Origin of the sequence: Streptomyces sp. NBC_00663 (assembly GCF_036226885.1) — a bacterium.
In the GTDB taxonomy this organism is placed as follows: domain Bacteria; phylum Actinomycetota; class Actinomycetes; order Streptomycetales; family Streptomycetaceae; genus Streptomyces.
Genome location: NZ_CP109027.1, coordinates 2,242,315 through 2,268,661 on the forward strand (window position 1 = coordinate 2,242,315; position 26,347 = coordinate 2,268,661).

Annotated in this window: 18 protein-coding genes; 12 read left to right on the top strand and 6 right to left on the bottom strand. The window is 71.8% G+C overall.

Features of this window, described 5'->3' with window-relative positions:
- Positions 1 to 11: 11 nt before the first annotated feature.
- Positions 12 to 1,208: an MFS transporter gene (locus OG866_RS10100; RefSeq protein WP_443063512.1), complete on the bottom strand. Its 1,197-nt coding sequence runs from the start codon at positions 1,206 to 1,208 to the stop codon at positions 12 to 14.
- A gap of 97 nt (positions 1,209 to 1,305) precedes the next feature.
- Between OG866_RS10100 and OG866_RS10105 the strand changes: the two genes are divergently transcribed.
- Positions 1,306 to 4,362 (top strand): beta-N-acetylglucosaminidase domain-containing protein, encoded by a 3,057-nt coding sequence (locus OG866_RS10105; protein ID WP_329333486.1) that lies wholly within the window; start codon positions 1,306 to 1,308, stop codon positions 4,360 to 4,362.
- Positions 4,363 to 4,440: 78 nt separating this feature from the next.
- Here the strand turns inward: OG866_RS10105 and OG866_RS10110 are convergent, their stop codons facing one another.
- Entirely contained in the window at positions 4,441 to 5,205 is a 765-nt protein-coding gene (locus OG866_RS10110) for an SIS domain-containing protein (protein ID WP_329333488.1), read from the bottom strand.
- Between the two features lie 163 nt (positions 5,206 to 5,368).
- Between OG866_RS10110 and OG866_RS10115 the strand changes: the two genes are divergently transcribed.
- From OG866_RS10115 to OG866_RS10140, 6 genes are all read left to right on the top strand, one after another.
- Entirely contained in the window at positions 5,369 to 6,250 is an 882-nt protein-coding gene (locus OG866_RS10115; RefSeq protein ID WP_329333491.1) for a MurR/RpiR family transcriptional regulator, read from the top strand.
- A 119-nt stretch (positions 6,251 to 6,369) separates the two neighbouring features.
- Positions 6,370 to 10,584, top strand: coding sequence for an NEW3 domain-containing protein (locus tag OG866_RS10120; RefSeq protein ID WP_329333493.1), 4,215 nt, complete (start codon positions 6,370 to 6,372; stop codon positions 10,582 to 10,584).
- Complete coding sequence (locus OG866_RS10125; RefSeq protein WP_329333495.1) at positions 10,581 to 11,291, top strand: peptidyl-prolyl cis-trans isomerase; 711 nt, start codon at positions 10,581 to 10,583, stop codon at positions 11,289 to 11,291. The genes OG866_RS10120 and OG866_RS10125 overlap by 4 nt, the downstream gene beginning before the upstream one ends.
- Before the next feature lie 123 nt (positions 11,292 to 11,414).
- A complete protein-coding gene (locus OG866_RS10130) occupies positions 11,415 to 12,791 on the top strand; it encodes an extracellular solute-binding protein (protein ID WP_329333496.1) in 1,377 nt (458 codons plus the stop codon).
- Positions 12,792 to 12,793: 2 nt separating this feature from the next.
- The gene (locus OG866_RS10135) at positions 12,794 to 13,795 is read left to right on the top strand and encodes a carbohydrate ABC transporter permease (RefSeq protein ID WP_443063513.1); all 1,002 of its coding nucleotides are present in this window, start codon (positions 12,794 to 12,796) and stop codon (positions 13,793 to 13,795) included.
- Positions 13,792 to 14,670: a carbohydrate ABC transporter permease gene (locus OG866_RS10140; protein ID WP_329333498.1), complete on the top strand. Its 879-nt coding sequence runs from the start codon at positions 13,792 to 13,794 to the stop codon at positions 14,668 to 14,670. Before OG866_RS10135 ends, OG866_RS10140 begins: the two co-directional genes overlap by 4 nt.
- Here OG866_RS10140 and OG866_RS10145 read toward each other — a convergent pair.
- Positions 14,660 to 16,870, bottom strand: a complete 2,211-nt coding sequence (locus tag OG866_RS10145; RefSeq protein WP_329333500.1) for a glycoside hydrolase family 3 N-terminal domain-containing protein — start codon at positions 16,868 to 16,870, stop codon at positions 14,660 to 14,662. The genes OG866_RS10140 and OG866_RS10145 overlap by 11 nt on opposite strands.
- Positions 16,867 to 17,871: an N-acetylglucosamine kinase gene (locus tag OG866_RS10150; protein WP_329333502.1), complete on the bottom strand. Its 1,005-nt coding sequence runs from the start codon at positions 17,869 to 17,871 to the stop codon at positions 16,867 to 16,869. The genes OG866_RS10145 and OG866_RS10150 overlap by 4 nt, the downstream gene beginning before the upstream one ends.
- Positions 17,872 to 17,925: 54 nt before the next feature.
- Here OG866_RS10150 and OG866_RS10155 point away from each other — a divergent pair, with 54 nt between their 5' ends.
- A complete protein-coding gene (locus tag OG866_RS10155; RefSeq protein ID WP_329333504.1) occupies positions 17,926 to 19,179 on the top strand; it encodes a glycoside hydrolase 5 family protein in 1,254 nt (417 codons plus the stop codon).
- Positions 19,180 to 19,183: 4 nt separating this feature from the next.
- Here OG866_RS10155 and OG866_RS10160 read toward each other — a convergent pair whose 3' ends face one another.
- Positions 19,184 to 20,671 (bottom strand): glycoside hydrolase family 3 N-terminal domain-containing protein, encoded by a 1,488-nt coding sequence (locus OG866_RS10160; protein ID WP_329333506.1) that lies wholly within the window; start codon positions 20,669 to 20,671, stop codon positions 19,184 to 19,186.
- 221 nt (positions 20,672 to 20,892) lie between these two features.
- On the opposite strand from OG866_RS10160, the gene OG866_RS10165 reads away from it, so the two are divergent.
- Positions 20,893 to 21,876 (top strand): lysylphosphatidylglycerol synthase transmembrane domain-containing protein, encoded by a 984-nt coding sequence (locus OG866_RS10165; protein ID WP_329333507.1) that lies wholly within the window; start codon positions 20,893 to 20,895, stop codon positions 21,874 to 21,876.
- Between the two features lie 69 nt (positions 21,877 to 21,945).
- On the opposite strand, the gene OG866_RS10170 is transcribed toward OG866_RS10165, so the two are convergent.
- A complete protein-coding gene (locus OG866_RS10170; RefSeq protein ID WP_329333510.1) occupies positions 21,946 to 23,190 on the bottom strand; it encodes a nitrate/nitrite transporter in 1,245 nt (414 codons plus the stop codon).
- 220 nt (positions 23,191 to 23,410) lie between these two features.
- On the opposite strand from OG866_RS10170, the gene OG866_RS10175 reads away from it, so the two are divergent.
- Genes OG866_RS10175 through OG866_RS10185 form a run of 3 tightly spaced genes read left to right on the top strand, consistent with a single transcriptional unit; the run spans position 23,411 to position 26,290 of the window.
- Positions 23,411 to 24,574, top strand: coding sequence for an NAD(P)/FAD-dependent oxidoreductase (locus tag OG866_RS10175; protein ID WP_329333511.1), 1,164 nt, complete (start codon positions 23,411 to 23,413; stop codon positions 24,572 to 24,574).
- Positions 24,571 to 24,870: a (2Fe-2S)-binding protein gene (locus OG866_RS10180; RefSeq protein ID WP_329333513.1), complete on the top strand. Its 300-nt coding sequence runs from the start codon at positions 24,571 to 24,573 to the stop codon at positions 24,868 to 24,870. Before OG866_RS10175 ends, OG866_RS10180 begins: the two co-directional genes overlap by 4 nt.
- Positions 24,863 to 26,290, top strand: a complete 1,428-nt coding sequence (locus OG866_RS10185) for an NAD(P)/FAD-dependent oxidoreductase (RefSeq protein ID WP_329333516.1) — start codon at positions 24,863 to 24,865, stop codon at positions 26,288 to 26,290. Before OG866_RS10180 ends, OG866_RS10185 begins: the two co-directional genes overlap by 8 nt.
- The last annotated feature ends 57 nt before the right edge of the window (positions 26,291 to 26,347 follow it).

Here is a 26,347-nt window from a genome sequence, read left to right on the forward strand (position 1 = left end):
GGGGCTTCCCTTCAGTGCGCGGAGGTTCGGGTACTGCGGATGAGCCAGAGGGTCGCGGCCAGGCACAGCGCCGAGACACCCCCGAGAAGCAGCGGTACGGCCTCGACGCCGGACCACTCGATGGCCTTGCCGAGCGCCGGTCCGGCCACCACTCCGCCGGCCATGGAGGCGGCGATGACCAGAGCACCGGCACGCCGGGCGCGCGGGGCGGCCCGATGCAGCCAGGGCAGGCCGGTGGGGAAGATCGGCGCGATGAAGAGACCGACACCGGCATAGGCGTAAGGCGCCAACTCACTTACGGATGCAAGGATCAGACAGACCGTCATCCCGGCGCAGGAGACGGTGATGATGGCCTGGGGCGAGTAGCGCAGGGCGATCGGGGCGACCAGGAACCGGCCCACGGTCATCATCAGCCAGTACACGGAGGTGGCGGTGGCGGCGACCCCGGCGCCGTAGCCGACGGTCTCCAGATGGGTGGGCTCCCAGCCGCCGACGCCCGCCTCGATACCGACGTGCAGGACGTAGAGGGCGACGAACACGCCGAGCACGGAGGCGAGGCTCCGGCCGAGGGCGCCGCCGGAGTCGTACGCCCCCTCGGACGGCTGCGGCGCCCGGTCCCGTACGCCCTTCAGGCACCACAGCAGGGGCAGGTTGGCCAGCGCGAAGCCGGCGAACACCGCCGGGTAGTGCTCGGCGCCGACCGTGCCGATGAGGGCCGGGCCGAGGATCGCGCCGATGCCGAAGTGGGCGTTGAGGATGTTCAGCATGGCGGTGGAGCGGTGGCCGAAGCCGATGGCGAACAGCTGGTTGAGGCCGTAGTCGATGCCGCCGAAGCCGAGCCCGGCGAGCAGGGCGGCGGCGAGGGCGACGGGCCAGTTCGGCGCGAGGGCGAAGAGTGCGGCGCCGGCCGCCATGAGGAGGTACGCGCCGCCGAGGATCCGCCGGTTGCCGATCCGCCCGTAGAGCCGGTCGCACAGCAGCACCCCGCCCACCCCACCGACGAAGTGCGCGCTCAGCCCGAGCCCCGCACCGGACGGGGACAGCCCGAACTCCGCGCGCAACGCGGGGATCGCCGGGCCGTACAGCGCCTGCAACGCCCCGATGAGGACGAAGCCGACACAGGAGGCGACGACGGCGGCCGGGCTGAACACGGGGGCTTGGACAACGCGGGTCTCTCTCAGCACGACAGGAAATGTTACCGGTAACATTCCGCCCGTCAAGATTGCGGACGACCCCACCATTGAATGATGCAATCAACATTCATAGACTCACTCGGTGGATGAATTCACCTTTCGTAGACGCTCGATGAGATCAGCGAGGGTGGCCGCCGTGCTGCTGATGGCCGCCGGTCTCACCACCACTCCGTCCCTGACCGCCACCGCGTCCGCCGCCCCGCCCCAGCCCGTGGTGTGGCCACAGCCTCAGACCATGCAGACCGGACCCGGCCGGTTCACGGTCCCCGACCGGGTCGTGGAGGTCGTCGGCCCGGACACGGACCCCGCGGCCCGCAAGGTCGTCGACTCCGCCCTGCGCGCCGCCGGCGCCGACCACATCGTGCCGGTCGGCGAACCGCCCACGTCGGCCGCCTTCACGGTCTACCTGGACGGCCCCGGCACCACCGAGGCCCTGAAACACCTGGGCGCCCGCTCCCCGAACGGCCTCCCCTCCGGCGGCTACACCCTCGCCTCCGGCCGCACCCACGGCCGCACTCTCCTCGCCCTGGCCGGCTCCGACGCCACGGGCACCTTCTACGCGGCCCAGACCCTGCGCCAACTCCTCGCCGGGCAGGGCAAGTTGCCGCAGGTCGTGATTCGCGACTGGCCCACCGCCGCCCTGCGCGGCGTCATCGAGGGCTTCTACGGCACCCCGTGGACCCACGCCGAGCGCCTCCGCCAACTCGACTTCTACGGCCGCACCAAGCAGAACGTGTACGTCTACTCCCCCAAGGACGACCCGTATCTGCGCGCCCAGTGGCGCGACGAATACCCGGCGGCTGAACTCGCCCAGCTGAAGGAACTGGTCGACCGCGCCGCCGCCAACCACGTCCGCTTCACCTACGCCCTCTCCCCCGGCCTGTCGGTCTGCTACTCCTCCGCCGCCGACATCAGCGCCCTCACCCGCAAGTTCGACTCGCTGTACGCCATCGGGGTGCGCTCCTTCGCGGTCCCGCTGGACGACATCAGCTACACCAAGTGGAACTGCCCCGAGGACGAGGCGAAGTTCGGCACAGGCGGCGACGCGGCAGGCACAGCCCAGGCCCACCTTCTCAACACCGCGTGGGACAGCTTCTCGGCCGGCCATCCAGGCCTTGAGCCCCTGGAGATGGTCCCCACCGAGTACTCCGACCTCGCCGACTCCCCCTACAAGACGGCCCTGCGCGAGAAGCTCGACCCGTCCGTGGTCGTGGAGTGGACCGGCGCAGGCGTGATCGCGCCGACCATCACCACCGCCCAAGTCACCGAGGCCCGCGAGGTGTTCGGCCACCCGATCCTGATCTGGGACAACTATCCGGTCAACGATTACGTGACCAGCCGTCTCCTCCTCGGCCCCTACACCGGCCGCGAACCGGGCGTGGCGAGCACAGCCACCGGCGTGACCGCCAATCCGATGGTCCAGGGCGAGGCGAGCAAGCTGGCCCTGTTCACGTCGGCGGCGTATCTGTGGAATCCGGAGTCCTACGACCCCCGGGCAGCCTTCCTCGCCTCGGTACAGGATCTGGCGGGCCCCGGCGGTGCGGCGAAATGGCTGCGGATCTTCGCCGAGAACAACTACTCCTCCCTGTTGGACGCGACCGAGTCCCCCACCCTGAGCAGGCTCATCGCCGCGTTCCGTAAGGCGTACGACGAGGACAGCGGTCTCGACCGGGCCGCCGCCGCGCTCCGCGCATACTTCACCGACATGGCGGCAACCCCAGCGCAACTGCGCGTCCGCCTCGCCAACCCCGGTTTCCTGACCGAGACTTCGGCCTGGCTGGACAAGCTGGGCAGGTACGGCACGGCGGGGCAGACCGCGGTTGATCTGCTGCTGGCCCACAAGGCGGGCGACAGCGACGCGGTGTCGACGTACTGGAATCAACTGCGCGCCCAGCGAAAGGAGTTGGACGCGATACCGGAGCAGGTCTCGCCGAGCGTGATGGATCAGTTCCTCTACATCACGATGCTGGAGAACGCGCCCGACCCCGGTGTGGACGCCGCCTTCTCCCCCGCCTCCCTCTCCCTGAAGCCGGGCGCCTCCGAGACGGTCACGCTGCGGTTCTCGGACACGTCCGCGAAGACGGTGAGCTGGAAGCTCGACGTCCCGGACGGCGTCACCGCGTCTCCGACCGAGGGCACGGCGACGGTCCCGGCCTGGGGCAGCACCTCGGCGACTGTCACCCTGACCGGAGTGAGCGAGGGCGTGCACTCGGTGGTCGTGTCGGGGACGGGCATACTCGACCGGGCCATCCCGGTCCAGGTCACCGACGGTGAGGGCTCACTCAGGGCGCTGACCGCCAACTTCAGTGGCGCGTCGGTCAGTTCGATCGACCTGGACTCCGGTACGACGAAGAACATCGCCGTCGGCGCCAACCCGGGTGAGGTCGTGGTCAGCACGGACGGACGGACCGCCTATGCCGCCAACCAGGGTTCCAACACCGTCAGCGTGATCGACGTGGCGAGCGGCACCGTCACCGCCACGGTCGCCGTGGGGCGGATCCCCGCCGGGCTGGCGCTGACGCCGGACGGCCGGACGCTGTGGGTCGCCAACTACACGGACGGCACGGTGCAGCCGGTGAACACCGGCACGCTCACGGCGGGGTCGCCTGTCGCGGTGGGCGACGGTCCGGAGAACATGGCGATCACACCGGACGGCGGGACCCTGTACGTGGCCAACATCCACGACAACACGGTCAGCCCGGTGAATCTCGCCACCAAGAAGGCCGGCACCGCGATTCCGGTCGGCCCTCGGCCCTTCAACGTGGTCGCCGCGCCGGACGGGAGAAGGGTGTACGTGTCCAACTCGGGCGGCTCGACGGTGACTCCGATCGACACGGCGACCAACGACACCGAGCCGACCCTCCTCGTCACCGGCCAGGCGTACGGGCTCGGTCTGTCGCCGGACGGCCGAACGCTGTGGGTGAGCCCCAGCACCGGGGACTACGTCACGCCGGTGGACACGGTGACGGGCGCGCCGGGGGCGAAGGTGACGGTGGGGAGGTCGGCGTTCGACGTCGGCCTGGACTGGAGCGGCGACACGGCGTACGTGACGACGGCCGACGGCAACGCGGTGGTGCCGGTCGACACCGGAACAGGCGACACCGGTGCACCCTTCACCACCGGCGCCTATCCGCTTGCGGTTGCCCTGACGCCAGTGCCGGTGAAGTGACGCCGGGGCAATTCCTTTAGGGGCGCGGGGAACTGCGCGACCAGCCCCCACCAACTCGCGGACAATCCACGACGCCCCCTAACTGGCGGTACGCCGAACCCGCCCGGCGTACCGCTTCTCCAACTCCAGGTTCCCCTCAAAGCCACCCGGCACATTGGCGGACACATACACCGGCGGCCGCTCCCCCGCAGCCAGCATCAACGCAGACGCCTCCGCCACCGCCATCTGCACCAGCATCACCCCGGTCAGCGTCGACAACGCGCACACCGCACCCCCGCCCGGCAACTCCAACAACGCATCCCCGCGCGGCGCCGCGTTGTCGAGGACCACGTCCGCGAGGTCGACCAGCTTCTTACCGCTCGCGTGACCGGCCGGGACCGCGTGGGTGTGGGTGAGGGAGGTGATCGCCAGGATCTTGTGGCCCCGCTCCTTGGCGTGGAGGGCCATCTCGACGATGACGTTGTTGACGCCGGAGTTGGAGACGATGACGAAGAGGTCCTCGGGGCGGGGCGCCGCGAGGTCGTAGAGGCGGGCGGCGACACCGGGGCTGCGCTCCAGGAGGGGGTCGTCGAGGACGCCGGGGGCGTCACCGCCGAAAAGGACGAGGTCGGCGATCTGGATACGGTTGGTGGGGACCAACCCGCCCGCCCGGCCCGCGACTTCGAGGACCATGGCCTGGGAGTGGCCGGTGCCGAAGGCCTGGATCACGCCGTCCGAGCGGACGCAGTCGGCGATCAGCCGCGCGGCCCGCGCCACGTCGGCACGGCCGGACTCGGTGATCTGCTGGAGGACGGCAAGGCTCTGCTGGGCGAAGCCCTGGGCGCTGACGGACTCGACGGACACGTGACACTCACTCCCCACTGATGGATTGAACCACCCTATACATCTCCATCGGTGAATCAATAAATCATGGAACGGTGGCCCCGTTCAATGGCCGTTCAGTGGCCCCCTGATCCGGTCCTGGTATTCAAGGTGGGGTTCAGGCGGTGGCTGGTACCTTCTCCCCATGCCCCCGACGGACGTCACCACACTGATCCGCACCGAGCTGCCCCGGCTGGCCGGTTCCCTGCGCAAGGTCGGCGAGCTGATCCTGGAGGATCCGGCCGCCGTGACCCACTGTTCGGCCGCCGAGCTGGGACGCCGCACCGGCACCTCCCAGGCCACCGTGACCCGCTTCTGCCGGGCCATCGGGCTCGACTCCTACCAGCATCTGCTGATCGAACTGGCCCAGGAGCGCGGCCGGGGCCAGGCCTCGGACTGGGGCACCGCCGAGATCGGCCCGGACATCTCCCCCGACGACTCGCTGGAGCGGGTCGTGCAGGTCGTGGGCAACGCGGACCTGCGCGCGGTGCAGCAGACCATCGACCGGATCGACCTCGACGCGATCGAGCGCGCCGCGCAGGCGGTGGCGCGCGCCCGGCGCATCGACGTGTACGGGGTCGGCGGCAGCGGGGCCGTGGCGCAGGAGACGGAGACGCGGCTGTTCCGGATCGGCTGCGCGGTGCGCGGCTGGACCGAGGTGCACGGGGCCACCACCTCCGCCGCGCTGCTCACCCCGGCGGACGTGGCCGTCGGCATCTCGCACTCCGGGGCGACCCGGGAGACGGTCGAGCCGTTCGAGCTGGCCAAGGAGCGGGGCGCGACGACCGTGGCGATCACGTCGGACCCGCGCTCGTCACTCGCCAAGTCCGCCGACATCCGGCTGATCTCGTCCGCCTCGGAGACCAACTTCCTCACCGGCATCGGCGGCCGGCACTCGGTCCTGGTACTGCTGGACTGCCTCTACGTCCGGGTCGCCCAGCTCTCCTACCAGCGGGCGAGCACCTCGCTGGCGCTGACCGACCACATCATTCCGCAGCACGCGGTGAAGGGGCGGCGGGGCCGCTGACCCCGTCGAACCAAGCCGGTTTTGCATGGATGAACCACCAGAGATAACTGAAGATGGTTGTTTGAATCATCCTCGCGATGCCAGGATGGGGCTCCGCCGAGCATCCTCGTAGGAGACCCATGCGCGTCACCTCTGTCGAGCCGACCGAGCTTTTCGTCGGCACCGCCGAGCAGCCGTACCAGGTGGTGGTCGCCGAGATCGAGCACGTCCCGGGCCGCCAGGTCCGCCTCACGGCCGAGGGCCCGGGCGTGCGGGGTGTCGGGGAGATCCTGGCCACCGTCGGCGAGGACGGCACCGCACGCGCCGAGATACCCGTGACCGGCGACGGCGAGCACGTCACGGTGACCGCGACCGACGGCACGGACATCGCCCGGCGCACCGCCCCCTTCACCGCCGCCGAACCCGGCTGGACCATGTTCATGGTCAGCCACTTCCACTACGACCCCGTCTGGTGGAACACCCAGGCCGCCTACACCGAGACCTGGGACGTCGCCGACGACCCGGCCTCGACCGGTCTTCCGGCCCGTACCTTCGACTCGCGCGGCCAGTCGGGCATGAGCCTGGTGCGGGCGCACTGCGATCTCGCCCGGCGCGACCCGGCGTACACCTTCGTGCTCGCGGAGGTCGACTACCTCAAGCCGTACTGGGACTCCTTCCCCGAGGAGCGCGCCTTCCTGCGTGAGCTGATCCGCACCGGCCGCGTCGAGATCATGGGCGGCACCTACAACGAGCCGAACACCAATCTCACCGGCGCCGAGGCGACCGTACGCAACGCGCTGTACGGCGACGGATACCAGCGCGGGATCATGGGGTCGTCCCCCGAGACCGCCTGGCAGTTGGACGCGTTCGGGCACGATCCGCAGTTCCCGGGGCTGATGGCGGACGCCGGGATCACGTCGAGCTCGTGGGCGCGCGGGCCGTTCCACCAGTGGGGTCCGACCCTCTCCGTCTTCGGCGAGGAGCCGCGCGATCCCCGACGCATGCAGTTCCCGGCGGAGTTCGACTGGATCGCCCCCTCGGGGCGCGGGATCCTCACCGCCTACATGGTCAACCACTACGGCGCTGGTTGGGCCATCGACAACGCTCCCACCCTGCCGGAAGCAGAACAGGCCGCCTTCAAGCTGTTCCGGGGTCTGAAGAAGGTCGCGCTCACGCGCAATGTGCTGCTTCCGGTGGGTGGGGACTACGCGCCGCCGTGCCGGTGGGTGATGGGCATCCACCGGGACTGGAACGAGCGGTACGTCTGGCCGCGGTTCGTCAGCGCGATCCCGCGCGACTTCTTCGCCGCGGTGCGGGCCGAGTTGGAGACGGAGGGGCGCAGGGCCTCGCCGCAGACCCGGGACATGAACCCGGTCTACACCGGCAAGGACGTCTCCTACATCGACACCAAGCAGGCCCAGCGGTACGGCGAGACGCTCCTCGCCGACGCGGAGGCCTGGGCCACCCTCGCCTCCCTCGTCGCCGGGCACCCCTACCCGGACGCGGCGCTGGACAAGGCGTGGCGGCAGCTGATCTACGGTGCCCATCACGACGCGATCACCGGCTCCGAGTCGGACCAGGTGTACATCGACCTGCTCACCGGCTGGCGGGAGTTGTACGACCTGGCGCGGGCGGTGCACGCCGACGCGACGGACGCGTTGGCCCGGCGGGTCGCTCAACTCCCGGGTTCCGCCGCCGACTTGGTGGTCTTCAACGCGGCCACCCGCGAGCGCCGGGACGTACTCGCCGTCCCCGACCCCGGGTTGGTCCCGCTCGACGACACCGGTCTGCCGCTGCCCGCCGTGCGGGAGGAGGACGGCGAACTCCGGGTCGTCGTACCGGAGGTGCCGGGCCTCGGCCTCAAAGCCCTGCCGCTCGCCGAGGGTTCGGTGGCCGGGTGGGCGCCCGGGGAGGGGACGACGATCCGCAACGAGTTCTACGAGGTGACCGTCGACCCATCGCGCGGCGGCGGCGTCAGCAGTCTGCGCCAGGACGGCCGCGAGCTGCTGCGCCCCGGTGACCTCGGTAACGAACTCGTCGTCCAGGAGGAGTACTCCAGGCATCCGCGCTTCGGCGAGGGCCCCTGGCACCTCACCCCGACCGGCGTCACCGCCGCGCGGAGCAGGGACGTCACGGCTGACATCGATGTCGAGCACTCGGCGGCGGGACAGCGCATCACCGTCCGCGCCGACCTCGGCCTCTTCCGCTACACCCAGCAACTGACCCTGTGGAAGGGCGTCGACCGGCTCGACGTCTCCACCACCGTCGACGGCTACGACGGCGCCGACCGGCTGATCCGGGTGCGCTGGCCGTCCGACGTGCGCGGCGGGCTGCCGGTGCACGAGGTGGCAGACGCGGTGATCGGGCGCGGGTTCGGGTTCGTGGAGGTCGACAGCGAACAGTTCCCGTGGACGCTCGACAACCCGGCCAACACCTGGTTCGGCCTGGGCTCGACCGCGAGGGTTGCCGTGCACGACGACTCGGGCAGGCTGCTCGGTCAACGGTCGGTGGGCGTGGCGGAGTTGGTGTACGTCGACTGGGACGCGGCCGGCGAGCTGGGCGCGCCCCTCGCGGCGGCCCTCGTGCGCGCCGGGGTGACCGCGACCTCGACCATCGCCGGCGGTCCCCGCTACGGCGACCTGGAGGTCGACTCCAACCTCCCCGACCTCCGCATCGCCGTCGGTGGCCCCGACCACAACTCGGTGGTCGCCGAGGCCCTCGCCATGGACCCGGCCGCCGGACGTGAACTCCGGCGCCAGCTCGCCGAGTCGGGGGTGGCGGCCGTATGGGTCGCGCCGCGTGCCTCGCTGCGCGAGGAATGGATACCGGGCGCCGATCTGCGGGACCTGGAACGGCTGCCGCTGCTGGTGGTCGCGGACACCGGGGACGGCGCCAAGGCGGTCGACGCGCTGATCGCCGACCTCGACGACTTCACGGTGACGGCCACGGCGGCGGGCGGCGGCGAGGCCCTTCCGCCGGGCGACGCCTGGGACGGCCGAAGCTTCGCCGTGCTCAACCGGGGCACGCCCGGATGCGTCGTCACCACCTCCGGCGACCTCTACATGTCCCTCATGCGCTCCTGCACCGGCTGGCCCTCCGGCATCTGGGTCGACCCGCCCCGGCGCACGACCCCCGACGGCTCGGGGTTCCAGCTCCAACGCTGGTCCCACACCTTCGAGTACGCCGTCGTGGCGGGCGAGGGCGACTGGCGCGACGGCGAACTCCCGGCCCGGGGGCATGAGTTCAACCACCCCCTGACCGCGCGTCTGCGCACTGCCGCCGAGGCCCCCGTACTGCCCCGCAGGGGCGCGCTGCTGGAACTGGAGCCCGCGGGCGAGGTCCTCCTCGACGCCCTCAAGCCGGCCGGTTCACCGCTCGCCCGGGGCAGCGTGCAGCGGGCGGACCCCGGACGCGGGATCGTGATCCGGATGCACGAGGTGAACGGACGGGAGGTGCGGGCACGCGTGCGCGGGCCCCTCGGCTGGACCGAGGGCGCCCGGACCGACGTACTGGAGACACCCGGGGAACCGCTGGCGCCGGACGCGAACGGCGTCCTGGACGTCGCCCTCAACGGCTTCGAAGTGGCGACGGTCCTGGCCACGCCCACCGAAGCGGCACCCGCGTCACCGGATCAGGGCATCGCCGCCCACGAGCCCGCCCAGCCGATCCACACCCGCTACTGGCTCCACAACTCAGGTCCCGCGCCGCGCGGCAACATGCCGGTGACCGTGTACGCCTCCCCCACCGCCCTCACCGTCTCCGGGCCCGTCACGGCAACGGTCCGCATCGCCTCGGAACTCACCGACGCCCCCGTGTCGGGCACGGTGACCTTCGAGGTCCCGCCCGGCTGGCTGGCCGAACCCGCGGAACTCCCGTACGCGCTGGGCCCCGGCGGCTTCTCCCTCGCCGAGGTCACGGTGACCCCGCCCCCGGACGCCGAGCCCGGCAGACACCGGCTCGCGGCCCGGCTGACGTATGGCGGGCAGACGTACGAGGACGTCGTGGCCCTGGATGTGCCGGGCGGGCCTCCGGCGGGGCCGACGCTGGTGTGTGACTTGGGAGTTGAGCGGGTTTCCGTGAGGCGGGGCGAGCGCGTCCTCGTACCGGTGAGACTGCGCAACACCACGCTCGGCGCGATCAGCGGCCAGCTGTGGGCGGTGTCTTCGTGGGGCACCTGGGCGGGGGTCCGACCCGGCCTCCAGGGGTTCACCGTGGCGGCGGGGCAGGAGCTGGAGTGCGTGATCGAGGTGGACGGCTCGGCGGTGCCACCGGGTTCGTACTGGCTGATGGCAAAGGTCGGATGGGACGGCTGTGTCGCCTATACGGAGGCGGTGGAGCTGGAGGTGACGCGGTGACGGAGCATGATGCCGCTGTAGTACATGGCGAGCCGATCCCAGAGGCACGCATAGAGGCCTTCCTGAAAAGCGCCGGCTGGGCCACGTCCGTAAGGGGCGCGGGGCTGTATCAATGTGCGGCTCCGCCGCGGGGCGCGACCGGCCACGACGAAGTCGCACACACCCACCGGCACACCGCGGCACCTCCCTCCGACCGCCGAGCCCGCGACGAAAGACAACGCCGCCGCTGGGCCACCCAGGTGGTCGTCACCGACGAACTCGCCCGCAGGGCCTGCGCCGCCCGAGGCCTCGAACCCCCACCCGAGGCCTCACCAACCCTCGTCGCCGAGTCCGACGTGGCCGACCTGGGCAGCATCGTCGCCACGGCCCTCGCTCACTCCCCCGCCGCCCGCACCCTCCTGGCCGAGCTGGAGCGCGAGCAACCCGTCCCCGAGGAGGCGGCCTGGGAGTACTACACCCGCAACCGGGACCGCTACCTCACCCCGGACGCCCTCAGGCGCGGTGTGAACCCCTTCCACGGGGCCACGGACGCGGACTTCGTACCGTACGAGCGCGCCCGCGACGGCATCACCGCGGAGCTGCGCCGCGCCGCAGGCCAACGCGCCTTCTTCGACTGGCTCGACCGGGCCCGGGCCAAAGTGACGTACGCGCCGGGACACGAGCACCCGGGCGACCCGTCCCACCCCGATCACGAGCACCGGCACTGAGCCGGCCTCGAGAACGGCATCCAAACGCAACACGGCAAACCATTGACCTCCGATGAATTCTGGTCCACCTTTTCATCAATCAGAGTCCAAGTTGGTGATTTGAACCAGCCGAGAGGACAGTTCATGCGTGCGAAGAGACTGACCGGATCCCTTGCCTGTCTCGCGGTCCTGACGCTGACGGCCGCCGGGTGCGGCCTGTCGGGCGGGGGTTCCGGGGACGGGGACGCCACGGCGGGCGGTTGCAAGGTCGACAAGGGCAACGTCGGGTCGGGGAAGCTGACCGGGGACGTCAAGGGCACGATCACCTTCCAGACCACCAACTTGAAGAAAGACTTCGGGGACTTCTTCAACGGAGTGATCGCCGACTTCGAGAAGGCCCACGCCGACACCAAGGTCAAGTGGATCGACGACCCCGGCGACAACACCTTCACCAGCCGCACGGTCGCCGACGCCCAGGCCTGCACGCTGGCGGACGTCATCAACGTCAACGCGCCGACGGCGACGGCCCTCACCAAGGCCGGCTACCTGCTCGACGTCGGCACCAAGGACCCGGACGCGTCCAAGCCCTTCGTCCCGTCGTTCTGGAAGTCCGGCACCTTCAAGAACGCCGACGGCAAGGCCATCCACACCACGCTGCCCTGGTACACCGGCGGCGTCGTCCTGACGTACAACAAGGACCTGCTGGAGAAGGCCGGCGTCGACCCGGCGAAGCCGCCGACCACGCTGTTCGGGCTGTTCGCCGACTACGAGAAGGTCGCCAAGGCGGGCGACGGCAAGTTCTACGCCACCATGGCCAACCCGATCTGGCGCATCCCGTCCGACTTCGACCAGATGGGCATCAAGGTCCTGTCCAGCGACGGCAAGTCCGCCGTGTTCGGGGACGATCCGCGCACCACCCAGTGGGTCGCGTGGATGGCGAAGCTGTACAAGGCGGGCGCGATGCCGAAGGACTCGCTGTCCTCCAGCAACGACCCGTCCACGCTCTACAGCCAGGGCAAGGTGGCCTACGGTTCGACGAACCCGAGCTTCGTGCGGTTCGTGAAGCAGAACAGCCCGTCGGTGTACGACAAGACGGCCGTCGGCCAGCAGCCCTACGACGCGCTCGGCCGTGCCTCCGCCGGCGCCCCGCAGTACATATCGGTCGCCGCGACCAGCAAGAACGCGCCCACGGCACTGTCGTTCGCGGAGTTCCTCACCAACGCCGAGAACCAGACGGCCTGGTGCAAGGACCCGGCCGTGGTGATCTTCCCGACCACCACCGAGTCGCTCAACGACCCGTTCTTCCAGAACGTCACCGGCAGCGACCCGTTCTCCCAGGCCCGCAAGCTCGTCGCCGACCAGCTCAAGACGGCCAGCACCAACCAGACCAACCTCTCCCCGGCCGTGCAGAACGCGATCGTGTCGCAGGTGCAGCTGGCCATGCAGGGCAAGAAGAGCGCGGCCGACGCCGTCAAGGACGCCCAGGAGAAGGCCAACGAGCTGCTGAAGCAGGCGGGTTGACGGTGACGGTTCAGATCACGAAGCCGGTTCCGGTGCCCGGTACAAAGCCATCTGTGCCGGGCCCGGCCCCCTCCCGCCTCCGGGCGTTGCTGCCCGGCCCGGCCGCCGGGGCCAACGGGGCGGCGATGTACCGGCGTTGGTGGCTGCCCTGGCTGTGGACGGCACCCGCGATCGGGTGCGCGGTGGTCTTCGGGGTCTTCCCGTTCCTCAACACCGTGCTGCTGTCGTTCACGGACGCCAAGCCGCTGGGCGGCGCCGCGAGCTTCGTCGGACTCGACAACTACACACGGATGCTGGACGACTCCGACTTCTGGCTGGCGACCCGCAACAGCGTCCTGTACGCCGTCATCGTCGTCCCGCTGATGGTACTGCTGCCGCTGCTGCTCGCCGTGCTGGTGGAGAAGAACCTCCCCGGCATCGGCTTCTTCCGCTCCGCCTTCTACACGCCGGTGCTCGCCTCCAGCGTGGTCGTGGGCCTGAGCTGGCAGTGGCTGCTGGCGGACGACGGGCTGGTGAACACCTGGCTCGAGAAAGCCCACTTGATCAGGTCGGCCATCCCGTTCCTGTCCGACTCCTGGCTGATCCTGCTGTCCGCCATGGGCCTGACCCTGTGGAAGGGCCTCGGCTGGTACATGGTCTTCTACCTGGCCGCCCTCGGCAACGTGCCCAAGGAACTGCACGAGGCGGCCCAGATGGACGGCGCCGGCGCGGTCCGCCGCTTCTGGCACATCACGATCCCCGGTGTACGCCAGGCCATGATGCTCGTCGGCACCCTCACCGGCATCGGCTCGCTCCGCGTCTTCACCGAGATCTACATGCTCGGCAGCTCCACCGGAGGCCCCGGCGGCGCCGACCGCACCCTGCCGTTCTACATCCGGGACGTCGGCCTGGACCCCATCACGGGCAACGCCGGTTACGGCTCGGCCGTCAGCGTGGCCCTGTTCGCGCTGACGCTGGGGCTCACCCTGCTGGCGCAGCGCCTGACGAAGGAGGACGAGTCGTGACGACGGCCGTGGAGAAGCGCCGCCGGCTGCTGCCCCGCTGGGGCGACTACGGCAGACCGCGCGAACTCGTCGTCCGCTACCTGCTGTTGTTCCTCGTCCTCGGCCTCACGGTCGGCCCGCTGGTCTGGCAGCTGCTGGCCTCCCTGAAGAGCACGAGCGAGGACGTCTTCGGCGCGGACGCCACCCTGCTCCCGCACCACCCGACCCTGCGCGCCTACCGCACGGTCTTCGACCAGGTGCCGGTGTGGTCGTACATCAGGAACAGCCTGATCGTGGTCGCCCTGTCGATCACCAGTCAGCTGGTCTTCTCCACCACGGCCGGCTACATGCTCTCCAAGCCCGGCTGGAAGGGCCGCAAGGCGGTCTGGGTGGTCCTCATCGCCTCGATGATGTTCCCCTTCGAGTCGATCATGGTGTCGCTGTTCCTGAGCATCCGCGACCTGGGCCTGGTCGACAGCCTGGCGGGCGTGTGGCTGCCCGGTTTCGTGGGCGCCATCAACGTCCTCCTCATGCGCGGCGCGTTCCTCGCGGTCCCGCGCGAGATCGAGGACTCGGCGATGCTCGACGGCGCCAACGAATGGCAGCGCTTCCGCCACCTCTATCTGCCCTCCGCCTGGGGCGCGATCATGGTGGTCGTCATCAACACCTTCATCAGCGCCTGGGACGACTTCCTGTGGCCACTGATCGTGCTGCGCTCGGAAGGCAACATGACGCTGACACTGGGCCTTTCACGACTCCAGTCGTCGTCGTTCGGCTACGACCAGCGGATGGTGATGGCCGGTTCGGTGATCTCCGTGATCCCGGTGCTGGTGCTGTTCGTGATCACGCAGCGGTGGTTCTACAAGGGTGTCTCGTCGGGAGCCGTCAAGATCTGAGGTCGACTCGGACGGGCACGGCGGTGAGCGCCGCCCGCGCCGACTCGGCGACGCGGACCTCGACCAGGCCGGTCAGTTCACCGTCGAGCGTCAGCGTGACCGTACGACGCTCACCCGCCTCCAGGCCGACACCCTCGAACGCACACAGTTCGAGGGTGCGCGGCCAGGTGGCGGCGATCAGGCGCCGCAGATAGACCTGAACGACCGAACGCCCGTACCGCTCCCCGGTGTTGGTGACGTCCAGGGTGACGGTACGGCCGGACACACTCGGCACCCCGTACGCGAAGCTCGTGTACGACAGCCCGTGCCCGAAGGAGTACCGCGGCTCGGCGTCGACGTCCACGTAGCCGCCGTACTCGGTGTCCTTGTGGTTGTAGTAGACGGGGAGTTGGGCCGCCGAGCGCGGGACGGAGACAGGGAGCCGGCCGCCGGGTTCCGCGAGTCCGAGGAGCACCTCGGCGATCGCCTCGCCGCCCCAGGGGCCCGGATACCAGGCGGTGAGGAGCGCGCCGGCCGTGTCGGGTACGACATGCGGGCGGCCCTGGACCAGCACGACCGCCGTGGGGGTGCCCGTCGCGACGACGGCGTCCAGCAGCGCGTACTGAGCAGCACCCAGCCGCAGCTCCGCGAGGTCGACGCCCTCGCCGCAGGTCATCTCCGAAACGGCGTTCAGGGCCGCCCCGTTGGCGGCGAAGTCGGTCTCCGGTGTACGGGCGCTGCTGCCGCCCAGCACGAGCACGGCCAGGTCGGAGGCGGCGGCCGCGGCGACCGCCTCGGGGATGCCGGAGCGGTCGTCGCCGGTGAGGGCGCAGCCACGGGCGTGCCGGATGTCGACGCCGGGCGGGGCGAGGCGGTGCAGGGCGTCGAGGACGCTGCTTCCGGTGCCGGGGCGTTGGGGGGCGGTGTAGTCACCCGACTGGTGGGCTGTGGTGGCCGACTGGGGGCCGAGGACCGCGATACGGGAGACGTGGGTGCCGACGGGGAGGGTGCCGTCGTTGGCCAGGAGGGTGACGGCGGCGCGGGCGAGGTGGGCGCTGAGGGTCCTGCCGCCGGTGGGCGGCGGGGGCGTCGGCCGCTGCCGATCGAACAGTCCCAGGCGGAACTTGAGGCGCAGGACGCGGGCGACGGCGGCATCGAGGGTCGCTTCCTTGACCAGCCCCCGCTCCACGGCCTCCTCCAGATGCGTGAACCCCTCGTCCCAAAGGCTGAGATCCACACCGGAGTTGAGCGCGAGCGCACCCGCGGAGACCTTGTCGCCGGTGATGCGGGCGAGCCGGTCGACGGCCAGTCCGTCCGCCATGACCAGCCCCTCGAACCCCCACTTCGCCCGGAGGAGTTCGGTGAGCAGGGCGTGGTTGCCGGAGCAGGGCATGCCGTCGACCTCGTTGTAGGCGGCCATGACCGCGGCCGCTCCGGCACGGACGCCTGCGCGGGCGGCGGGGAGGTGGATCTCGTGGAGTTCACGGAGCCCGAGTTCGGACTCGGCGGAGTTGCGACCGCCGACGGTGGCGCCCTGTCCGGCGAAGTGCTTGAGGACGACGGGGGCCTTGTCCGGAGCGAAGAGTCCGCCTTCGCCCTGTCCCTTCCCCTGCATCCCGTGCACCAGCGCCTCTGTCAGGCGGGCGGCCAGGTAGGGGTCCTCGCCGAAGCACTCCTCGGTACGGCCCCAGCGGGGGTCACGGGCGATGTCCAGAGCGGAGACGAGGGCGACATGGCCGCCACGGGCGCGCAGTTCGGCGGCGGCGTGGGCGGCGGCGCGCTCGTACAGCGCCGGGTCCCAGGTGGCGCCGACGGCCAGGTTGACGGGGAGGACCGTGCCGTCCAGGGCCATGAGGCCGTGCGGGACCTCCTCGACGAACAGCGCGGGAATGCCGAGGCGGCTGCTCTCGACGACGTGGCGCTGGACGAGGTCGGCGAGGGCGGCGGCGTCCTCGGCGCCGGGTCCGTTGCCGTGGTCGACGCCGGACCAGGCGTCGGCGCGCTGGAGGCCGTACAGGGCGCCGAGGCCCGCGAAGCGGTCGGTCTCGGCGCGGAGGGCGTCGGTGAGTTCGAAGCGGCCGTCGGGGGTGCGGCGGTAGGCGTCCCAGCCGTACATGCGCTGGTTGAGCTGGCCGACCTTCTCGCGCGGGGTCATGCGGGCGAGAAGGTCGTGGACACGGGCGTCGAGGGGGGCGGCGGGGTCGCGGTACGTGGTGGTCACAGGTGATGTCCGTGGTCGAGCCGGGCGAGGGCCACGGCTCCCTGGCAGCCGTCCGGGACCCAGTCGAGGGTGGGTACGAGGGTGTTCAGGCGGGAGGTCAGGGGGCCGGCGGGGCCGAGGAGACCGCCGGTGGCGACGATCCGTTCGTCCGGTTGGGGTTTCAACGCCCGTACAGCGTCGGCGAGATGGGCCGCGGCCTCGTCGAGGATCGTCAGCGCGACGACGTCCTTCTCCCGTGCCGCCTCGGCCACCAGCGGGGCGAACCGGGCCAGCCGGATGGGGGGTTCGGCCATGACGGCGGGCAGGAGGTGCATGCGGTAGGCCTCGCGCTCTTCCCGGCTCCAGGCGTCGTACGGCAGACACGCACCCGGCAGCCCCAGCGCCCGCCCGACGCTGTGCGCGAGCAGCGTCGCCGGGCCCCGGCCGTCCGCCATGCGCAACGCGGCCCGTACCGCGCCGCGTCCGATCCAGAAGCCGCTGCCCTCGTCGCCGAGGAGCCAGCCGTCGCCGTCGACGGTGGTCGTGGCGCGGCGGCCGGTGACCCGCATCGCGACCGCGCCGGTGCCGCCGACCAGGGCGAGGCCGTCGGCGGGGGTGCCGGGGGCGGAGGCGAAGGCCGCCTCGATGTCGCTCCAGATGCCGAGGTGCCCGGCCGGGATGCCGAGGCGGTCCAGTGCGGCGGTGAGGGCGGTGCGGGCGCGGACGGAACCGGGGTCGTCGGGTGAGGCGGAGGTGGCGCCCGCGAAGCCTCCGGCGACCGCGACGACCCTGTCGCGCGCGGACGCGGGCACAGCGGCGGCGAGCGCCTCGGCGAGGTGCTCGACGAGCCGCGCCGGCGGCACGGTCAGGGCGTTGCCCGGCCCGCCCGCGCCCTCGCCCAGCACGCGCCCGCCCTCGGCGCCGGGGGCACGTGCGGGGGCGAGCAGCGCGCGGGTACGGGTGCCGCCGGCGTCGAGGCCGACGACCAGCTCCTCGTCCCGCACCGGTCCCTGCTCCCGCACCGATTCCCCTTTCGATTCCTGGTTCAAATCATTACCCATCGACGACTATGGTGATTGATACATTCGCGCAGGACAAGGCCCCGGCCCGAGGAGGATCCCATCCGTACGCTCCGCTTCGGCGTCAACTACACGCCCCGCCACGGCTGGTTCCACGCGTGGTACGACTTCGATCCGGGCCGCGCCCGCGAGGACCTGGCACAGATAGCCAGCCTCGGGCTCGACCACGTCCGGGTCTTCCATCTGTGGCCGCTGCTCCAGCCCAACCGCACCCACATCCGCACCTCGGCCGTCGACCAGCTCGTACGCCTCGTCGACCTGGCCGGCGAGGCCGGGCTCGACGTCCTGGTGGACGGCGTGCAGGGCCATCTGTCGAGCTTCGACTTCTACCCGGAGTGGACCCGCAGCTGGCACCACCGCAACGTCTTCACCGACCCGGACGCCATCACGGCCCAGGCGGACCTGCTGCGCACCCTCGGCCGCGCCCTCACCGGCCGCCCCCACCTCATCGGCCTCCAGCTCGGCAACGAGCTGAACAACCTGGTCGAGCACAACCCGGTGACAGCGGCCGAGGTCAACCACTACCTGGACACGCTCCTGGCCGCCGCCCGCGACGGACTCGGCCCGCACGGACTGGTCACCCACTCCGCCTACGACGCCGCCTGGTACGGCGACGACCACCCCTTCACCCCCGAGGCCTCGGCCCGCAAGGGCGATCTGACCACCGTCCACCCCTGGGTGTTCTCCGGCGACTGCGCCCGCCGCTACGGGCCGCGCTCCCCTCAGGTGCACCATCTCGCCGAGTACGGAACGGAGTTGGCGAAGGCGTACGCCACCGATCCGGCCCGCCCGGTGTGGGTCCAGGAGACGGGCGCGCCCGAACCGCACATCCCGGCGTCCGACGCCCCGGAGTTCGCGCGGGCGACCGTGCGCAACGCGGCCGAGTGCGCGGGGCTGTGGGGCGTGACCTGGTGGTGCTCCCACGACGTGGACCGCTCGCTCGCGGACTTCCCCGAACTCGAGTACACGCTGGGCCTGTTCGACGCGGCTGGCCGCCCGAAGCCGATCGCCGAGGCCCTCGCGGAGGCCGTCACCGAGCCCCACACCGCCCAACCCCGTGACACCGCCCTGGTGTTGGACTGCACGCCGGGGACCCGGTCGGTGTCCGGGCCGGGTGGGGAGTACTTCGAGGCGTGGATGCGGATGCGGGCGGAGGACGGGGTGCGTCCGGCGGTGGTACTGGCCGAACGAGCCGAGGACGAGGGGTATTTGGCCGCGCGGGGCATCAAGGAAGTCGTACGACTGTCCTGATCGGTCAGGAGCCGGTGAGCGCCTCCGCGACCGCCCTCAGGTTCACCCGTCCCCGGCCGTACGAGCAGAGGTCGCCGCCCTCCGGCAGCCCGGTGTCGATGCGGATCGCGTCGGGGCGCCGGGCCAGGAGGGCGTCGCGGAGCCGGGCCTGCCAGGGGTGCAGGCCGGCGTCGCAGGTGGCGAGGACGAGGGGCCGGTCGCCGCTCAGGATGCCGTCCACCAGGGCGGCGGGGTCGGCCGGTTCGCCGGTGACGGCCGTACCGGCGGCCGTGGGGTCGAGGGCGAGGACCGGGGTCAACAGGTCCTCGCCGCCCCAGTTGAGAGCGGGGTGCGGCGGCGGGAACAGGTCGACGACATGGGCGCCGCGGACCGCGGACGGCACATCCCGGCCGCTCACGCAGCGCCGTACGGCGCGGCGTGCGGCGTCCAGGCCCGCCTCCGCGTCCCAGGCGGCGACCGCACCCGCCGGGGTGGCGTACCGCTCGGCGAGCCGCCGCACCCGTTCCGCCGCCTCCCGCACCCGGTCCTCGGGCAGCACCCCGGAGCCCAGCGCGTCGAGGACCGCGTCCCGGCACGCGAGCGTCACCTCCAGATCCGGTACGGCGACGATGACCTGGTCCGCTCCGGCGGCGAGCGCGATCCGCGCCCCGGCCGCCTCGCCGTACTGATCGGCGATCGCCTTCATCTCCAACGCGTCGCTGACCAGGACGCCGTCGAAGCCGAGGTCGTGCCGGAGCAGGTCGCCGAGGATGCGGCGGCTGAGGGTGGCGGGGCGGTTGGCGTCCAGGGCGGGGTAGACGACGTGCGCGCTCATCAGCATCGGCACGCCCGCGGCGACGGCGGCGCGGAACGGTTCGAGGTCGACGAGGAGTTCGTCGTACGGCCGCGGGTCGACGGCCATGCCGTGGTGGCTGTCGGTCTCGGTGCCGCCGTGGCCGGGGAAGTGCTTGGCGCAGGAGGCGATGCCGCGCCCCTCGGTGGCGGTGATCCAGGCGCGCAGATGACGGCCGGCGGCCTCGGGGCCGGCGCCGAAGGAGCGGGTGCGCACGATCGGGTTGTCCGGCCGGTGCTGGAGGTCGGCGACGGGGGCGTACGAGGCGGTGATGCCGAGGGTGGCCAGATGACCGGCGAGGGCGTCGGCGCAGCGGGCGGTGAGGTTGGGGTCGTCGGCGACACCGAGGGCGTAGGAGCCGGGGACCTCGGGCGCGCCCGCCGCCACCAGGTGTCCGATGCCGCCGCCCTCGTTGTCGATGGCGACCAGCAGATCCGGCCGGATCGCCCGCAGCGCGTCGGTGAGCTCACGGACCTGCTCGGCGTCGCGCACGTTGCGGGTGAACAGGATGACCCCGCCGAGACCCCGGTCGATCAGCCGTTTGAGGGTGTCGGGGAAGGTCGTGGTGCCGTCGAACCCGGCGACGAGACAGCGGTGGGCCGCCTCGTCCAGGTCGGACGGGAGGAGGGGGCCTTCGGGCGTGTGCGCTGCGTGGGTCACCTTCGCGATTCTTCTGGTTGGTTCAGCCGGAAGTCAACATGGGTATGGATTGTTTGATTCATCCCCGGTCATTCGGCTCTCGGACACCCGGGGGTCACGCGGTCGGGGCACGTTTCGCTCGTCCCCGTACCGCACCTGTGTGTCTCCGTACTCCGCTCCACCCCCGCTCCCCTCCCCCGCCCGTTCCCCCGCGGGCGCGACGCGGAAGGACGACGTGTGCCGTGACCCTGCTCCCGCTCGAAGAGCTGCCCCGCCCGCTGCCCACCGCCGCCCCCAGACCCGTTCCCGCCCGCCTCCTGCGAACTGCGCTCAGCCTGCTGCCACTGCTGCTGATCGCCGCGTGGGCCGCTGTCGACTGGCGTTCCCTGTCCGACGGCACCGCCCGGCTGGCCTCGGCCGACCCCTGGTGGCTGCTGGCCGGGGTCGCCTTCACCCTCCTCACCTGGGTGTCCGCCGCCTGTGTACGGCAGGGCGCCCTGCCGGAGCGGCTGCCGCCCGGGCTGCTGCTGGCGTCCCAGTTCGCCGCCGGCGCCGCCAACCACGTCCTCCCGGCGAGCATCGGCGCCCACGCGGTCACCCTGCGCTTTCTGCAACGCCAGGGCGTCCCGCTGCCCCGCGCGACCGCTTCGCTCGCCCTGTACTCGCTGGTCAGACCGGTGGCCAAGACCCTGGTGCTCATCGCCTTCGTCGTCCTGTCCCCGGGTCTGCTGCGGCTGGGCGACCTGGTCCCCGACCGGCGAACGCTGCTGGTGCCGGTGGCGGCCGTGGGTCTCGTACTGCTCGCGGCAGGCACGCTGCTGGTCTTCGTCCGTCCGGTGCGCGGTCTCGTCCGCACCGCCCTGACCGACGTACGGCAGCTGCACACCCGCCCGTCCCGGGCCCTCGCCCTGTGGGGCGGCGCGGCGGCGGCCCCGCTGCTCCAGGCCGGGGTGATCTTCTCGGTCGGCGCGGCGCTCGGCCTGCCCCTGTCCTGGACGCAGGTGGCCTTCGCCTTCCTCGCGGCGAGCACGGCGGTCGGTGCGGTGCCCGCGCCGGGCGGCATCGGGCCGGTGGACGCGGCGCTGGTGTTCGCGCTGGTGGGGTTCGGCGCGCCCACGGGGCTGGCGACGGCGACGGTCGTGGGCTACCGGGTGCTGACGGTGTGGGCGCCCTTGCTGCCGGGGGCGCTGGTGTTGTCGGCGTTGGTGCAGCGGAAGGTGTTGTAGGCGAGGTCACACGGTGCGGTGCGGTGCGTGCGGCCGGTGGGGTACGACGGCTGATCGACCGCCGTCGCCTCACGCCACCCGCTCCTTCTCCCGCCCGGCGTCCCGCATCCGCCCGTACGCGTACACGCACCCGGCGAGCGCCAGGTCGGACAGCAGCATGAACCCGATCGAGTAGGAGTCCTTGGCGCTGTAGACGGCGCCCATGACCAGCGGCGGCACGAATCCGCCCAGGCCGCCGACCGCGCCGACGATGCCGGTCACGCTGCCGACCTGCGGTTGCGGGGTGACCCGGGCGACCAGGGCGAACACCGCGCCGCTGGTCGCGCCGAGAGCGGCGGCCATCACCAGCAGGCAGATCGTGGCGGTCGGCACCAGTTTCGGGTCGAAGGCCTGGACGACGGCGAGGAGGGCCACCACGCCCAGGGAGACGGACGTGACGACGGCCGGGTGGATCCGGTCCGAGAGCCAGCCGCCGATGGGCCGGAACACCACCGCGACCAGGGCGAACCCGGCGGCCCTGGTGCCCGCGTCGGTGGCGTCGAGGTCGTACCAGGTCTTGAGGTAGGTCGGCAGATAGACGCCGAACGCGACGATGCCGCCGAACCCGATGGCGTACAGGGCGGACAGCTCCCAGGTCACCCGGAGCCGGCCGGCCTGGCGGAGCCGGGTGGTGAGCGGGGTGCTGGGGACGGGGCGCCCGGGCCGGTCGTTGATGAACAGATAGGCCAGGACCGCGTACACGGCGAGGGCGATGGCGAGCACGAGGAAGGGCAGGTTCTCGCTGTGCTTGTACATCCGGGGCGTGAAGTACCCGGACAGCGCGACACCGCCCATGCCCATGCCGAAGATGCCGAGGGCCGCGCCCCGCTGCTTGGGCGGGAACCACGAGTTGACCAGCGGGACGCCGATGGCGAAGGTGGTGCCGCCGAGGCCGAGGACGAAGCCCACCAGTACCAGCGCCAGATAGGACGTGTGGGCCGGGATGAGCAGCAGCACCGGAATGATCGTCAGTGCGCTGACCAGCGGGAACATCAGCCGGGCGCCGTAGCGGTCGGTGAGCGCGCCGACCGGGACGCGGCCCAGCGAGCCGACCAGCACGGGAACGGCGACCAGCTCCGACTGCGCGAAGGACGACATGTGCAGGTCGTCGTCGAACTGGCTGGCCAGCGGTGCGATCAGGTTCCAGGCCCAGAAGGTGAGCGTGAACCCGAGCGTGGCCACGACCAGGTTCCGCCAGGCCGCGGCGGAGGGCCGCTCACCGTCGCCCGGGTCGGGGGCCACCTTTTCCTTGCCGGCCGTCGACACACTGCCCATGAACTCGCTCCCGGACTCCGCACACGGATATTCACGGATGTTCGCCGAGGGCTCCGGGCGCTCAGGATCAGCGGAGCCGACGCCTCTCCATGAGGTCATGGGGTCGGCGGACCGGCAACTCAGGCACCGGCGACCGGGTGCGGGGTGTGCTTGTTCTTGTTTTGTCGGTCGTCGCGCGCGGGGTATTCCTCGACACGGCGCTATGTGACATATTACTGCTGTGAGCATGCGACTGACCTGCGATGTCGTGGTCGTCGGGGCAGGGATGGTGGGCGCGGCCTGTGCCCTGTACGCGTCCCGGGCGGGCCTGGACGTCACGGTGGTCGACCGTGGCCCGGTGGCCGGCGGGACGACCGGGGCCGGGGAGGGCAATCTGCTGGTCTCCGACAAGGAGCCGGGCCCCGAGCTCGAACTCGCCCTGCTGTCAGGCCGGTTGTGGGCCGAGCTGGCGGCCGGGGCGGGGCTCGGGGCGGCGTTCGAGTACGAGCCCAAGGGCGGCCTCGTCGTCGCCTCCACCCCCGAAGGGCTCGCCGCACTGGAGGAGTTCGCGGCCGGACAGCGGGCCGCCGGGGTGGACGCGCTGAGCGTGCCCGCAGACCAACTCCACTCCTACGAACCGTACTTGGCCCCCGCCATGGCCGGCGGCGTGTACTACCCCCAGGACGCCCAGGTCATGCCCACCCTGGCCGCCGCCCATCTCGTACGGGCCTCGGGCGCCCGTCTGTTGACCGGCCGGACGGTGACCGAGGTGCTGCGCGGCGCCGACGGTGCCGTACGCGGTGTCCGTACCGACCACGGCGACCTGCACGCCCCGGCCGTCGTCAGCGCGGCCGGCACCTGGGGCGGCGAACTGGCCGCGCTCGCGGGCGTCCACCTCCCCGTCCTCCCCCGGCGCGGCTTCGTACTGGTCACCGAGCCGCTGCCGCGCAGGGTGCGGCACAAGGTGTACGCCGCCGACTATGTGGCCGACGTGGCCAGCGACTCGGCCGCGTTGCAGACCTCACCGGTGGTGGAGGGCACGGCCGCGGGTCCGGTCCTGATCGGCGCGAGCCGGGAGCGGGTCGGCTTCGACCGGTCCTTCTCGCTGCCCGCCGTACGGGCCTTGGCGGCGGGCGCGACGAGGCTGTTCCCGTTCCTGGCGGACGTCCGGGCGATGCGCACCTACCTGGGCTTCCGCCCGTACATGCCCGATCACCTGCCCGCGATCGGCCCCGACCCCCGGGTCCCCGGCCTCTTCCACGCCTGCGGGCACGAGGGCGCGGGCATCGGACTCGCCACCGGTACCGGGCAGTTGATCGCGCAGGCGTTGACCGCGAAGACACCCGACCTGGATCTGACGCCGTTCCGTCCCGACCGTTTTCCCCGCGCCGAGGAGGCGTCGTGAATCCGCTGGAGCTCACGCGGGCCCGCCCCGGCCCCGCGTTCACGATCACGCTCGACGGGCGCGAAGTCGAGGCGCTGCCCGGCCAGACGGTCGCCGCCGCACTGTGGGCGGCCGGGGTCACCTCCTGGCGTACCACCCGGGGAGAGGGGCGACCGCGAGGCGTGTTCTGCGGGATCGGGGTCTGCTTCGACTGCCTGGTCACCGTCAACGACCGCCCCAATCAACGGGCTTGCCTGGTCGCGCTGCGGCCGGGCGACACCGTCCGCACGCAGGAGGGGACCGGTCACGATGGCTGACGCGGGCCGAGAGACTTCACAGCGACCGCATCTGGCCGTGATCGGCGCCGGTCCCGCGGGCCTCACCGCCGCGCTGACCGCCGCCCGGCACGGTGTGCGGGTCACCCTCGTCGACGCGGCGCCCGAGGCGGGCGGCCAGTTCTACCGGCAGCCCGCGCGCGAACTCGGGGCCCGGCACCCCGAGGCGCTGCATCACCAGTGGCGCACCTGGGAGCGGCTGCGCGAGGGACTGCGCGGGCAGGAACAGGCGGGCTCGCTACGGCACTTGCCGGAGCATCATGTCTGGCTGGTGGAGCGGCGCACCGACGGCTTCTCCGTGCACGCCCTGCTCGGTCCGGAGCAGGAACGGCCCGCCGAGGTACGGGCGGACGCCGTCCTCCTCGCCACCGGCGGCTACGAGAAGGTGCTGCCCTTCCCCGGCTGGACGCTCCCCGGAGTCGTCACGGCGGGCGGCGCGCAGGCCATGCTCAAAGGCACCCTCGCCGTGCCCGGACACACCGCCGTCGTCGCCGGGACCGGACCGCTGCTCCTGCCCGTCGCGACCGGGCTCGCGGCGGCGGGCGTCCGGGTGGCGGCGCTGGTGGAGTCCGCCGATCCCGGAGGATTCGTACGGCGGTCCCGCGCACTGTCCGCCCAGCCCGCCAAGCTGGCCGAGGCCGCCGAGTACGCGGCCCGATTGCTGCGGCACCGGGTGCGCACCCTGGTCCATCACACCGTGGTCGAGGCGCACGGCACCGGCCGGCTGGAGGCGGTCACGGTCGCCGCCCTCGACGGGGACGGGCGGGTCAGGCCCGGCACCGGGCGCCGTATCGCCTGCGACACGCTCGCCGTCGGCCACGGCATGGTGCCGCACACCGATCTCGCCCAGGGCCTGGGCTGCCGGATCGACGGGGTCGCGGTGCACGTGGACGACGAGCAGCGCACGGACGTGCCGGGCGTGTGGGCTGCGGGCGAGGCCACCGGGATCGGCGGCGCGACGCTGTCCCTCGCCGAGGGCCACATCGCCGGACGCTCGGCCGCGGCCCGCCTGACCGGGGCGGTACCGGACCCGCGCGACTGGGCGGGGGCCGCCCGGGCCCGTGCGGCGCTGCGGAGGTTCTTCGCCGCGCTGGACGACGTGTACGCGCCGCCCGCCCACTGGGCCGAGCAGGTCGGCGACGACACGGTGGTGTGCCGCTGCGAGGAGGTCACCGGCGGGGCGATCCGTGAGGCCGTCGCGGGGCTGGGGGCCGGGGATCTACGGACGGTGAAGCTGCTGACGCGGGCCGGGATGGGCTGGTGCCAGGGGCGGATGTGCGAGTCCGGGGTCGCGGGGGTCGCCGGCTGCCCGGACACGCCCGCCCGCCGGCTGCTCGCCCGGCCGGTACCGCTCGGCGTGCTCGCGCGGGCCGGGGAGACGGACGCCCCGCACGGCACATAGAACCCCTCATCGATCTCAACATCCAGTGCTATGTCACACACCATCTCGACCCGTACG

Bases quoted from the DNA above. Each gene is read 5' to 3' on its own strand.
- OG866_RS10100 (WP_443063512.1), bottom strand. From the start codon at position 1,208: ATGTTACCGGTAACATTTCCTGTCGTGCTGAGAGAGACCCGCGTTGTC.
- OG866_RS10105 (WP_329333486.1), top strand. From the start codon at position 1,306: ATGAGATCAGCGAGGGTGGCCGCCGTGCTGCTGATGGCCGCCGGTCTC.
- OG866_RS10115 (WP_329333491.1), top strand. From the start codon at position 5,369: ATGCCCCCGACGGACGTCACCACACTGATCCGCACCGAGCTGCCCCGG.
- OG866_RS10120 (WP_329333493.1), top strand. From the start codon at position 6,370: ATGCGCGTCACCTCTGTCGAGCCGACCGAGCTTTTCGTCGGCACCGCC.
- OG866_RS10130 (WP_329333496.1), top strand. From the start codon at position 11,415: ATGCGTGCGAAGAGACTGACCGGATCCCTTGCCTGTCTCGCGGTCCTG.
- OG866_RS10170 (WP_329333510.1), bottom strand. From the start codon at position 23,190: ATGGGCAGTGTGTCGACGGCCGGCAAGGAAAAGGTGGCCCCCGACCCG.
- OG866_RS10185 (WP_329333516.1), top strand. From the start codon at position 24,863: ATGGCTGACGCGGGCCGAGAGACTTCACAGCGACCGCATCTGGCCGTG.